Source organism: Nocardioides ultimimeridianus, from assembly GCF_054777895.1.
In genome coordinates, this window is the sequence record NZ_BAAHAB010000010.1 from 110,134 (window position 1) to 121,692 (window position 11,559).

Genomic DNA, 11,559 nt, shown 5'->3' on the forward strand with positions numbered 1-11,559 from the left:
CGTCGTCCCCATGCGCATCGGTGACGTCCTCCACGCCAAGCCCTTCCCCGAGGTCGTGACGATCCGGCCGGACGCGGGTGTCCGCGAGCTCCTGGCGGTGCTGTCGGAGCGCAACATCGGCGCCGTGATCGTCAGCAGCGACGGCACGTCCCTGGACGGGATCGTGAGCGAGCGCGACGTCGTGCGGCACCTCCACGCCGACGGCACGGTCGTCAACAACACGGTGGGCGCGATCATGACCGAGGTCGTGCGCACCTGCACCCCCGACGACTCGCTCGACGACGTCATGGGCGTCATGACGACCGCCCGCTTCCGGCACATCCCCGTCCTCGACGACGGCGCCCTCGTCGGGATCGTCAGCATCGGCGACCTGGTGAAGCACAAGATCGACCAGCTGCAGTTCGAGCGCGACCAGCTCGACAGCTACGTGCACCAGGGTTGAGCGCCCCGCACCACCAGCGCGCCGACATCTCGACGCGCCGGCTCATCCTCGCCGTCGTCGCGATCCTGCTGACGGCGGCTGCGGCGACGCTCGTCGTGCTGCTCTCTCCCCCGCGGCACGTGGCGCCGTCGCCCACCCCGGGCGTGCTGCACCAGCCGCCGCTCGTGCCCTCCCCGGCCGTCCATACCAAGCAGCACAACATCGTCATGATCGTCACCGACGACATGCGCACCGACGAGCTGGCCTACCTGCCGCACGTCCAGCGGCTGATCGTGGACCGCGGCGTGTGGTTCACCCGCGCCATCTCGCCGCACCCGATGTGCTGCCCGGCGCGCGCCGAGCTGACCACCGGCGAGTACGCCCAGAACAACGGCGTGCACCACAACACCGGTCCGTACGGCGGCTTCCCGTCCCTCATCGATCCCGACGACAACCTCGGCGCCTGGCTGCAGGGTGCCGGCTACTACACCGCGTTCGTCGGGAAGTACCTCAACTCCTACACCGGCCAGGAGCGGATCCGCGGCTGGAACATGTGGAAGGCGGCCGTCCACGACGTCTACGACTACCACGCGGTCCGCTACTACGGCGGTCACGTGATCCACGGCTACGTCGCCGGTACGACGACCCGCTTCACCGACCGGGCCATCCGCGCCGGTCACGACTCGGGCCGGCCGTTCTACGTCGTCTCGAACTACCTCGCACCCCATGACGCCGTGGACGCCTCGGGCTTCTCGCTGCCGGTCCCGGCGCCGGCGTACCAGCACGCGTGCGACTCGCTCCAGCCCGGCTACCTCAACGACCCGGCGTTCCTGACCCGCACCGTCAACGGGCTGCCGGCGTCGATGTGGAGCAAGATCCTGCCGGCGTCGGACTACGTCACCGAGTCGCGTGCCCGGATCTGTGCGCTGCGCTCGGTCGACGACGGCGTGGCGCGGATCGTGCGCACGCTGCGGCGTACCCACGAGCTCGCCGACACCGACATCGTGTTCGTCTCCGACAACGGCTTCAACCTCGGCGAGCACCGGCTGCACGGCAAGAACTGGATCACCGACGAGTCGCTGCAGGTCCCGATCGTGGCGACCGGGCCCGACTTCCCGTCCGGCACGGAGTCCGCGGTCCCGGTGAGCCTGGTCGACCTGCCGGCGACGTACCTCCAGATCGCGGGTGGATATGCCGGCCGGCCGCAGGACGGCCTGAGCCTGCTCGACATCCTCCGGTCGCCGCCGTTGCGCGACACGCTCCTGGTGCAGACCGGCGACGCGGTGGACGACAGCAGCCCCGGGTTCGCGTACCGCGGCGTGACCACCAACCGCTACCTGTACGCCGTCAACCCGAGCGAGCCCACCTCCGGCCTGCTGTTCGACCGGCGGCTGGACCCGCACGGCCTGGTCAACGTGTTCAACGACCCGCGCTATGCCGAGATCCGCACCGCGCTCCAGGGTCGCCTCGACCAGCTGTCGACCTGCTCCGGCGCCGACTGCAACCAGGTCTTCGGGCCGCTGCCCGAGCCCCGGCCGTAGGGCCGCTCGACTCCCCGGCCGGGTCCTGGTCAGGAAGCGACGCGCGCGTGCCGCGAGCGGTCCGCCTTGCGCCGCGCGCGGAGCTCGAAGAAGTCATGCGCGGCGACGAACGCCAGCGCGGCGCCCGGTCCGCCGAGGCCCACGAACGCGAGCGCCGCGAGATCCCAGCCGTTGAACCGGCGACGTCGCGCGTCACGCGCGATCACGACGAGCGCGTAGACGGTGATAGCGGCGCTGAGCGCCATCAGCGCCCAGCCGACCCAGCTCTCGGGGCGCAGCGTCCAGAACATCACGTGCTCAGTGTGCCGCACCGCGGGCGGCGCCACGGCGACCTCGTGCAGGCACGGGCAGCCGAACGGTTGTCAGGCGGTTCGCGGGCCCACGCTGCGTCGCCGAACGAACGTCCGTCAGGCGAGGCGGGATGGCCCCCATGGGGAGGCTGACGGGTGTTCGGCCGCCCGGCGGCGGGTCGCGAGGCCGGGCTCTCGATGTTCACCCACAGCACGTCTGCACCCCCGGCGGTCGCCGACACGGCGCGTGGTCCCCGGCCTCGGTAGGCTCGTCGCCATGACTGCAGAGAAGCCCGAGATCGACTTCCCCGACTTCCCGCCCCCGGCGGACCTCGTCATCGAGGACATCACCGTCGGTGACGGCGCCGAGGCCGCGGCCGGCAACACCGTCAATGTGCACTACGTCGGCGTCGCGCACAGCACCGGCGAGGAGTTCGACGCCTCCTACAACCGCGGTACTCCGCTGAAGTTCCAGCTCGGCATCGGCCAGGTCATCTCCGGATGGGACCAGGGCGTGCAGGGCATGAAGGTGGGCGGCCGGCGCAAGCTGGTCATCCCGCCGCACCTGGGCTACGGCGACCGCGGCGCGGGCGGCGTGATCAAGGGCGGCGAGACCCTCATCTTCGTGGTGGACCTCCTCGGGGTCTCCTGACCGACGGCACCACCCGCGATGGCGCGGTTCGGGCGAGTTCGCCCGAACCGCGCCATCGGTCGTTCCCAGGCACCACAATCCGAGCATGAAGCGCGCGCTGCTCCTGCTCCCCGTCGTCGGGCTGCTGGCCGCCTGCGGGTCCGGCGGATCGAGCTCCGCAGCACCACCACCCGACCCCACGTCGCAGACGACCTCGAACCGCTACGTCGCGGCAGCCGCGCTCGCGGCGTGCCGCTCCGAGGTGGCCGTCGTCGAGACGGCCGAGGAGGCCGCGCTGGCGCAGACCGGGCACTACCTCCCGCTCCGCGGGCTCGTCCCCACCTACCTGCACCAGCTGCCCGCGTACGTCGGTAGCTGGGACGCCGCGACGAGCACCCCGGTGGTCGGCGGTGGCACCAGCACCAAGGTCGCCCCGCCCGGCTGCGACTGAGCCGAGCTCAGCTCACCACGGCAGGTTGTCCGGTACGTCGCCGTGAACGACCCGGGCCGCCTGCCCACCCAGCGTCACCACGTCGCCCTCGAAGAGCTGGCGGCCGCGGCGGGTCTCCACCTCGCCGTTGACGCTGACGTCGCCCGAGGGGCACACGACCTTCGCGTCGGCGCCGTTGTCGATCAGGTTGGCGAGCTTGAGGAACTGCCCGAGCCGGATCATGTCGTCCTTGATGGGGACGTCCATCACGTCAGGCGCGGCGGCCTGCGGGTCCTTCTTCCTCCGGCTGAACACAGGTCTCATCGTAGGGCGACCGAGGCGGCGTGGATGACCACGCCGACCAGGCCGCCCACGATGGTGCCGTTGATCCGGATGAACTGCAGGTCGCGGCCGACGTGCAGCTCGATGCGGCGCGCGGCCTCCTTGCCGTCCCAGCGCTCGATGGTGTGGGTGATGACCTTGGTCAGCTCGTCGCCGTAGCGGTCGACGGCGAAGACCGCGGCGTCGGCCGAGAGCCGGTCGATCCGCTCGCGCAGGTCGGCGTCGGAGCGCAGCCGCGCGGAGAGGGCGTCGACCTCGATCATGAGCCGGCGGCGTACCGCTCCGTCCTCCTCGCCGAGCGAGGTGAGCAGCGCCTTGCGCAGGGCGTTCCAGACGGTGATGGCGGTCGCGATGACGGCCGGGTGGTCCAGGACGCGCAGCTTGAGCCGCTCGGCGCGCTCCTGGGTCGCGGGGTTGGTCTGCAGGTCGGTGGCGAGGCGCTGCAGCATGGAGTCCAGTGCCTTGCGGGCGCGGTGGTCGGGGTTGGAGCGGATGTCGGCGAGCCAGCGCACCATCTCGACGTGCAGCTTGCCGATGACGTAGGTGTTGACCGAGTCCGGCGCCCACCACGGAGCCCGCTCGCCGATGACCTCCTGCACGGTCTCGGGGTTGGCGATCAGCCAGTCGTGCATCTCCTCGATCATCAGGTCGACGACGCCGTGGTGCAGGTCGTCGCGGAGCGCCTCGTCGAGCAGCCCGCCCAGCAGCGGCGCGATCGGCTCCTCCCGGAAGCGCGGGGTGAGCGCCTCGTTGACCAGGGCCTCGATGTGGTCCTCGCGGACCTTGCCGAGCGCGACCCGCGCGACGTCGGCGACCTCGCGGACGACGCGCTGCTTGTTCTCCGGCTCGGCCAGCCAGTCGCCCACCCGCTGCGCGATGTGCACCCCGAGGACGCGCTCGCGGATGATCGACTCCTGCAGGAAGTTCTCCCCGACGAACTCCTCGAGGCCCTTGCCGAGGTCGTCCTTGCGCTTCGGGATCAGCGCCGTGTGCGGGATCGGCAGGCCCAGCGGGTGCTTGAACAGCGCGGTCACGGCGAACCAGTCCGCCATGGCACCGACCATGGACGCCTCGGCGCCGGCGTTGACGTAGCCCCAGGCGCCGTGCCGGCCGAGGGTGGCGGCGTACACGACCGCCGCCAGGCCGAGCAGCGCCACCGCGACGGTGCGCATCTCGCGCAGGCGCCGACGGCGTACGGCGTCCGCGGCGGCGTCGGTCGGCAGCGCTGGTCCACTCACGATGGGCATCCTTCCCTACCGGCGACACGTTCTCGGGCAGGCCGGTCGCCTCCCACGCTGGAGTGCCCGACCCTGGTCTACTCGATGCTGGTCACCTTCCCCGGACCGAGGAGTCGTCGTGCGCTCGAACACCTGGCGTGTGCTGGTGGTCCCCGCGCTCCTCGGTCTGCTCGCGGTCGGACCGGTACCCATCAGCGACGCGAAGCCGCACCACTCCCCCTCTGCCGCGAAGCGCGACGCGCCCGAGCTCACCCTGCAGCTGCGCGACCTGTTCGTGGCCCGTGCGGAGTTCGGGCTGTTCGACCGGATGGTCGCCAGCGCCATCCTGGCCCGCCCCACCCAGGGCGCGCAGGACCCGCAGGGCGACGGCTACCCGACGCGCTCGACCGAGCTGTGCGGGCGCCGCTTCTGCGTGCACTACGTCCGCAAGGGCGCGGACGCACCGCCCGGCAAGGGGTGGGTGCGGCACGTGCTGCGCACCATGGGCAGCGTGTGGGACCACGAGGTCGGCGACCTCGGCTTCCGCCGCCCGCCCGGTGACGGCAGGCGCGGCGGCGACGGTCGCTTCGACGTCTACCTCACCGACCTGGGCGCGCGCGGGCTGTACGGCTACTGCGCACCGGAGACACGCGTCAAGGGTCAGCCGCTCGCCGCGTCCGGCTATTGCGTGCTGGACAACGACTTCGCGAAGAGCCAGTACGGCGCCCCGCGGCAGATCTCGCTCGAGGTGACCGCCGCGCACGAGTTCTTCCACGCGATCCAGTTCGGCTACGACTTCCGCGCCGACCCCTGGCTGATGGAGAGCACCGCGGTCTGGATGGAGGAGAGCTACGCCGACGCGGCGAACGACAACCGGCGCTACCTCCCCTACGGCGACGTGCACCGGCCCGGCGTCCCGCTGGACAGCTACAGCACCACCGGGCTCGCGCAGTACGGCAACTGGGCGTTCTGGGAGTTCCTCACCCACCGCTACGGCGACGGCCTGATCCGTCGCGTCTGGAACCGCGTCGACGCGCGGAGGGGCGCGCCCGCCCAGTCCTCGATCGCCGCCCTGAGCCACGTGCTCAACCAGCAGTCGGGCACGACCTCGGGACTGGCCGACGCGCTCACGGCGTACGCCGTCGCGAACCTGGACCCCGCCACCGCGTACCCGGAGGGGAAGGCCTGGCCGAGCGCGACGTACGCCGCCCGCGCCCGCATGCGGCACGCCCGCGGCGAGCGGACGCTCACCGCGCGGGTCGACCACCTCGCCGCCCAGGATCTGGTCTTCCGCCCTCCCGCCTCCGGCGACGCCCGGCGGCTGCAGCTGACCGTGCACGGCCCGCGTCACCGCGGGCGGGCGGTGGTGACGATCCGCGACCGCGACGGCACCGTGCGCAGCTGGCCGGTCCTGCTGCGCCGCGGTGTGGGCGTGGCCGTCGCCGACTTCGCGCCGGCCCGCGTGGCCTCGGTGGTGCTGACGCTCGTCAACGGCTCGGCGCGCTACGTGTGCGACCGCGGCACGCTGCTCTCGTGCAGCGGCCGGCCACGGGACGACGACATGCGCTTCAGCGTGGACGCCAGCGTGGTCGCGCCGGTCGAGCGACGGCGGCACGCCCGGCCCTCGCGCTCGTAGGCGCCTCCCGGAGACGCGGCGGGCGGGCTACAGCGACACCCCCCAGTCATCGCCGTAGCCCGCCCTACGCCCCTCCAACGACGGATCCTGCGGCGGGTTTCGGCGGTCATGGGTAAATGTTGGGGCGGAGATCCGCCGTCGCGGGCCGGAAGATCACCGGTTCGTAAGGTTTCCGCCCTGGCGTTGTCGGTGGCGCGCATTACGTTGGTTGTCATGACTGCGACGCTCCCCGCGCCGAGCGCGACCGCCGACCCGCAGGCCCTCCGTGCCCGGTTCGACGAGGTCCGCGCCCACACCGAGCAGCTGGCCCTGCCGCTCTCGCCCGAGGACCAGACGGTCCAGTCGATGCCGGACGTGTCGCCGACGAAGTGGCACCGCGCGCACGTGACGTGGTTCTTCGAGACCTTCGTGCTGGCCGAGCAGGAGCCGGACTTCGCGCCGTTCCAGGACAAGTACTGGTTCCTGTTCAACAGCTACTACGAGGGCGTCGGTCCGCGCTACAACCGCCCCGAGCGAGGGCTGATCTCGCGCCCGGGCGCGCACGACGTCGGCCTCTACCGTGCGAACGTCGACGACCGGGTGCGCGACCTGCTCACCCGGCTCGACGACGGCGCGCTGGCGCAGATCGCGTCGACGATCGAGCTCGGCTTCCACCACGAGCAGCAGCACCAGGAGCTGTTGCTGATGGACATCAAGCACGTCCTGTCGCGCAACCCCCTCCAGCCGGTGTACGCCGGACGCCCCGCCACGCCCTCGACGCCCGACCCGCTCGGCTGGGTCGACGTCGAGGGCGGGCTGGTCGAGATCGGGCACGAGGGTGCCGGCTTCTGCTTCGACAACGAGCTCCCCCGCCACCAGGTGTGGCTCACCCCCTACCGGCTGGCCGACCGGCTGGTCACCAACGGCGAGTGGCTGGAGTTCATGGCCGACGGCGGCTACCGGCGCCACGAGCTGTGGCTGTCGGACGGCTGGGCGCGGATCAAGGACGAGGGCTGGGCGGCGCCGTTCTACTGGACCGAGGTCGACGGGGTCTGGTTCGAGCACACCCTGCACGGCACCTTCCCGGTCGACCCCGGCGCGCCGGCGACGCACGTGAGCTACTACGAGGCCGACGCCTACGCCACCTGGGCGGGCAAGCGGCTGCCCAGCGAGGCGGAGTGGGAGCACGCCGCCCGGTCGGCGCCCGTGGCGGGCAACCTCGCGAACTCCACGACCTTCCACCCCGAGGCGGCCGGGCCGGCCACGGGCGGGCTGCGGCAGCTGTTCGGCGACTGCTGGGAGTGGACCTCCTCGGCGTACCACCCCTATCCGGGGTTCCACCCGGCCGAGGGCGCGATCGGCGAGTACAACGGCAAGTTCATGTCCAACCAGATGGTGCTGCGCGGCGGCTGCGCGCTGACGCCGGCAGGTCACGCGCGAGCGTCGTACCGGAATTTCTTCCCGCACGGCGCACGTTGGGCGATGTCCGGGGTACGGCTAGCCGACGGATCAGAGAAGGGTGTGGCATGAACAAGGTCGAGGTGCTGCTGGAATCGGACTGGGCGGCGGCCGCGCTGGTCTCCGACGTACGTCGTGGGCTGGGATCGCAGCCGCGCAGCCTGCCACCCAAGTGGCTCTACGACACCGCGGGGTCCGACCTCTTCGACCGGATCACCCGGCTGGGGGCCTACTACCCGACCGAGGCCGAGCGCTCGATCCTGGCCGAGCGATCCACCGAGATCGCCGCGGCCAGCGGGGCGACCACCGTGGTCGAGCTCGGCAGCGGCACCAGCGACAAGACCCGGCTGCTGCTCGACGCCTTCGCCGACGCCGGCCACCTCGAGCGGTTCGTCCCGGTCGACGTGTCGGAGTCGACGCTGCGCGACGCGGCGGCGATGCTCGAGGCGCGCTACCCGGAGACCGCGATCGAGGGGGTCGTCGGCGACTTCACGCTGCACCTGGGCCACCTGGCGCGCTACGACCGCAAGCTCGTGGTCTTCCTCGGCGGCACCATCGGCAACCTGTACGTCGAGGAGCGCGCTGCCTTCCTCGGCGCGCTCGGCGACACGCTCGCCCCCGGCGACGGGCTGCTGCTGGGCACCGACCTGGTCAAGGACGCCGACCGCCTGATCGGGGCCTATGACGACGACGAGGGCGTGACCGAGGCGTTCATCAAGAACGGCCTGCTCGTGCTCAACCGCGAGCTGGGCGCCGACTTCGACCCCGACTCCTTCGGCTACGTCCCGTTCTGGGATCCCCGGCTGCAGCGGATGGATCTTCGGCTGCGCTCGGAGGTGCCGCAGCGGGTGCGGATCCCGGGGGCGGATGTCGAGCTCGACCTGGCGGCCGGCGAGGAGATCCGGATGGAGATCTCCACGAAGTTCACCCGCGACCGGATCGCCGCCGAGCTGGCGGCCTCGGGACTGACCGTCGCCGAGCAGTGGACCGACGCCGCGGGCGACTTCCTGGTCACGCTGGCGGTGAAGGGCTGACGCTGGCTCCTCCGGCGCCTGTGGATGACGGGCGCCGATCGGCGCGCGATCGGTGCAGGCTGTGCCGATGGATGAGGACAGCCCCTTCTACGTACGCGACTCCTTCAACACGGCCGAGGACTCTCTCAACGCGATCGTGCTGCTCCACGAGTCGGGCGGGGTCGACCAGATCACGATGAGCGCGGTGGCGCGCTCGTTGAACATGGCGCGTTCCTCGATCCACCAGGCGCACGGCAACATCACGGGCTTTTACGTCTCCCTGATCTCCCGGTTCAGCTTCCGCTGGTACGACTGGTTCAGCCGCGGGTACGCCGACCCCACGCCGGTCCGGCTGCCCGAGGCACCCTCGGACGAGGTCGGGGTGCGGGTGTGGTCGAGCCTGCGCGCGGTGGCGGCGGCGCAGGCACAGGCCGGCAACAGGGAGCCGTGGCAGGCGGTCGAGCGGGTCCTCGGCCGGGAGCGGCGCTTCCTGGCCGACGCGATCCGCGACGCGCACGGGAGCTGGCCCGAGGCTGCCAAGGTCGACGGCCTCCTCGCGCTCGCCGACGGGCTCCGCACGCAGATGGTGTCCCCGATCGAGCCGCTGCCCCTCGGCGACGCGTCCACGCTGGTCCTCGGCTACTGGACCGACGTCCTTCGCCTGCCGCCGCGGGCGGGCTTCTCGGATTGCTGACCGTCGGCTCGAGCGGCAGCCGAACGCTTGTCAGCCGCTCAGGAGCCTCTTCGGGGCCTGGGCGAACGGACGTCCGTTCGGCCGGGCCCATCGACCTCCCGAAACCGCCTGACGTGTGTTCGGCAGCCCCTGCCTCGGCGCGGCGCCGTCAGCCGACGGAGGCCGCCAGCCACGCGCCGAAGGTCTGCGTGCCGAGGGTGGCGCCGGGGGTGGGCAGCAGGCCGCCCTCGTTGACCTGACGACCGGCCCGGCCCGCCATCGGCACGGGGACCAGAAGCCGGCGGCGGCCCGTGGCGTGCAGCCACTCCCGCATCAGCCGGTCCATCCGGTGCTCCTCGGGCCCGCCGAGGTCGGGCAGCAGCCCGGAGGGGCCGCGGCCCACGGCGTCGACCAGGTGCGTGGCCACCTCGCGAGCCGCGATGGGCTGGGTCCGCATCCGCAGACCGAGCGCGAACGGCGCGGGACTGCGCTCGACCAGCTGCCCGGCGAACTCGTGGAACTGCGTCGCCCGCAGCACCGTCCACGGCACCCGCCCGACGCCCACCAGGGCCTCCTGGCGGCGCTTGCCGAAGTAGTACCCGAGGTCGACCCGGTCGCAGCCGACGATCGAGAGCACGACGTGGTGCTCCACGCCCGCCGCCTGCTCGGCGGCCAGCAGCGTCTCCGTCGCCTGCCCGAAGAAGCGCACGGCGGGTGCCTTCGCCATGGTCACGACATTGCTGGTGTCGACGACCGCGGCCACCCCCTCCAGGGCGGCCGCCAGACCGGCGCCGGTGGTCAGGTCGACCCCGGTGCCCCGGGAGAGGACACGGACGTCGTACCCCCGACGCCGAGCCTCCTCGACCACCAGGGTGCCGACCAGTCCCGTGCCGCCGGCCACTGCCAGGATCGTCATGGGCCAGACCCTAGTGCCGGGCGGCCGCTCCCGAGTCGCTCGACACCCGCAGCGACGAGGTGTCGACCGCGACGAAGGCCCGGGCCGGGATCCGCTTGAGGTCGGCGACCAGACCGGCGGGCCAATGGGCGTTCTGCTCGCCCTGGAAGTACCACGGACTGCCGTTGTCGGCGAGGACGAGCCCGTAGGTCTTCATCGCCGCAACGACCCGCCGGGCGTAGGTCCCGAGTCCGCTGGCGTCGTACGACGAGCGGAGCCGGAACCGCGCGCCCATCGGTGGGTAGGCCCACGACGCGGTGCTGCCGGCGTCGTGCCGCGCCGGCCAGAGGTGGTGGCTGCTGGTGAGGTCGGTGGTGAACCGGATCGCGTGGTCGATCCGGTCGTCGCGCACCTCGGCCCAGCGCAGCAGGCCGGGCAGGATCGGCAGGCCGGCCGCGTCCGCGGACGTCCAGCCGTCGGGTCGCAGGCGGTCCGACCGCAGGCTCCAGGTCGCGCCGGAGCCGGCCCGCCAGTGACCGTCGCGGACCCGGGTCTGCCAGGTCTCGTACAGCCGGCAGTGGTCGCGGTCGACCACGATGGCGTGCATGTCTCCGCCGGAGTCGCGCCCGCCCTCGATCCGGGTGTCGGAGCCGAACGGGTAGCGCACCCGGTCGCTCTCGGCGGCGTACGTGAAGGAGACGGGGACCCGTGGGTGGGTGCCGGACACGACGGTGATCGGGATCCCGTAGTTCGGACCGTCGCCGAAGGACGGCCCGAAGTCGGGATGCAGGTCCACGCCGGGCGACATGTGCGAGAGCCACGTCGCGCTGCGGCGGTCGGCCGGGAGTCGGCGTACGTCGGCGTGCCAGTAGTCGTCCGCCGGGAACACCGGGCAGCCGGCCACCGCGGCCCGCGCACGGACCGGTGCCGCGGGCAGCGCGGCCACGCACCCGGCGCCGAGCGCCGACGCGACCAGGTAGGCAGCGATTCGCCTCACCCGACCATCATCGGCCCGCCCGCTCGTTGGTTGAGT

General features: G+C 72.1%; 13 protein-coding genes. 8 read left to right on the forward strand and 5 right to left on the reverse strand.

What is annotated here, in order from left to right:
- Nucleotides 1-10 precede the first annotated feature (10 nt).
- Together ACYU8V_RS11180 and ACYU8V_RS11185 are read left to right on the forward strand one after the other, a co-directional pair.
- Nucleotides 11-442, forward strand: coding sequence for a CBS domain-containing protein (locus ACYU8V_RS11180; protein WP_460847385.1), 432 nt, complete (start codon nt 11-13; stop codon nt 440-442).
- Nucleotides 439-1,962: a sulfatase-like hydrolase/transferase gene (locus ACYU8V_RS11185; protein WP_460847386.1), complete on the forward strand. Its 1,524-nt coding sequence runs from the start codon at nt 439-441 to the stop codon at nt 1,960-1,962. The genes ACYU8V_RS11180 and ACYU8V_RS11185 overlap by 4 nt, the downstream gene beginning before the upstream one ends.
- A gap of 29 nt (nt 1,963-1,991) precedes the next feature.
- Here ACYU8V_RS11185 and ACYU8V_RS11190 read toward each other — a convergent pair whose 3' ends face one another.
- A complete protein-coding gene (locus ACYU8V_RS11190; RefSeq protein WP_460847387.1) occupies nt 1,992-2,255 on the reverse strand; it encodes a hypothetical protein in 264 nt (87 codons plus the stop codon).
- Between the two features lie 274 nt (nt 2,256-2,529).
- Between ACYU8V_RS11190 and ACYU8V_RS11195 the strand changes: the two genes are divergently transcribed.
- Entirely contained in the window at nt 2,530-2,904 is a 375-nt protein-coding gene (locus ACYU8V_RS11195; protein ID WP_460847388.1) for an FKBP-type peptidyl-prolyl cis-trans isomerase, read from the forward strand.
- A gap of 85 nt (nt 2,905-2,989) precedes the next feature.
- Nucleotides 2,990-3,334, forward strand: coding sequence for a hypothetical protein (locus tag ACYU8V_RS11200; RefSeq protein WP_460847389.1), 345 nt, complete (start codon nt 2,990-2,992; stop codon nt 3,332-3,334).
- A gap of 12 nt (nt 3,335-3,346) precedes the next feature.
- On the opposite strand, the gene ACYU8V_RS11205 is transcribed toward ACYU8V_RS11200, so the two are convergent.
- Together ACYU8V_RS11205 and ACYU8V_RS11210 are read right to left on the reverse strand one after the other, a co-directional pair.
- Complete coding sequence (locus ACYU8V_RS11205; RefSeq protein WP_460847459.1) at nt 3,347-3,580, reverse strand: RNA-binding S4 domain-containing protein; 234 nt, start codon at nt 3,578-3,580, stop codon at nt 3,347-3,349.
- Nucleotides 3,581-3,633: 53 nt separating this feature from the next.
- On the reverse strand, nt 3,634-4,902 hold the full coding sequence (locus tag ACYU8V_RS11210; protein ID WP_460847391.1) for a DUF445 domain-containing protein: 1,269 nt from the start codon (nt 4,900-4,902) through the stop codon (nt 3,634-3,636).
- A gap of 109 nt (nt 4,903-5,011) precedes the next feature.
- Here ACYU8V_RS11210 and ACYU8V_RS11215 point away from each other — a divergent pair, with 109 nt between their 5' ends.
- The 4 genes from ACYU8V_RS11215 to ACYU8V_RS11230 all read left to right on the forward strand — a co-directional run bounded on the left by ACYU8V_RS11215 (nt 5,012) and on the right by ACYU8V_RS11230 (nt 9,652).
- Nucleotides 5,012-6,508: an MXAN_6640 family putative metalloprotease gene (locus tag ACYU8V_RS11215; protein WP_460847392.1), complete on the forward strand. Its 1,497-nt coding sequence runs from the start codon at nt 5,012-5,014 to the stop codon at nt 6,506-6,508.
- Nucleotides 6,509-6,721: 213 nt separating this feature from the next.
- Nucleotides 6,722-8,017 carry an ergothioneine biosynthesis protein EgtB gene (egtB, locus tag ACYU8V_RS11220; protein WP_460847393.1) on the forward strand — a complete coding sequence of 432 codons (1,296 nt, stop codon included), beginning with the start codon at nt 6,722-6,724 and terminating at the stop codon, nt 8,015-8,017.
- Entirely contained in the window at nt 8,014-8,979 is a 966-nt protein-coding gene (egtD, locus tag ACYU8V_RS11225) for an L-histidine N(alpha)-methyltransferase (protein ID WP_460847394.1), read from the forward strand. Before egtB ends, egtD begins: the two co-directional genes overlap by 4 nt.
- A 67-nt stretch (nt 8,980-9,046) precedes the next feature.
- On the forward strand, nt 9,047-9,652 hold the full coding sequence (locus ACYU8V_RS11230; protein ID WP_460847395.1) for a hypothetical protein: 606 nt from the start codon (nt 9,047-9,049) through the stop codon (nt 9,650-9,652).
- Between the two features lie 148 nt (nt 9,653-9,800).
- Here ACYU8V_RS11230 and ACYU8V_RS11235 read toward each other — a convergent pair whose 3' ends face one another.
- On the reverse strand, nt 9,801-10,547 hold the full coding sequence (locus ACYU8V_RS11235) for an SDR family oxidoreductase (protein ID WP_460847397.1): 747 nt from the start codon (nt 10,545-10,547) through the stop codon (nt 9,801-9,803).
- Between the two features lie 10 nt (nt 10,548-10,557).
- Nucleotides 10,558-11,523 carry a hypothetical protein gene (locus tag ACYU8V_RS11240; protein WP_460847398.1) on the reverse strand — a complete coding sequence of 322 codons (966 nt, stop codon included), beginning with the start codon at nt 11,521-11,523 and terminating at the stop codon, nt 10,558-10,560.
- Between the last annotated feature and the right edge of the window lie 36 nt (nt 11,524-11,559).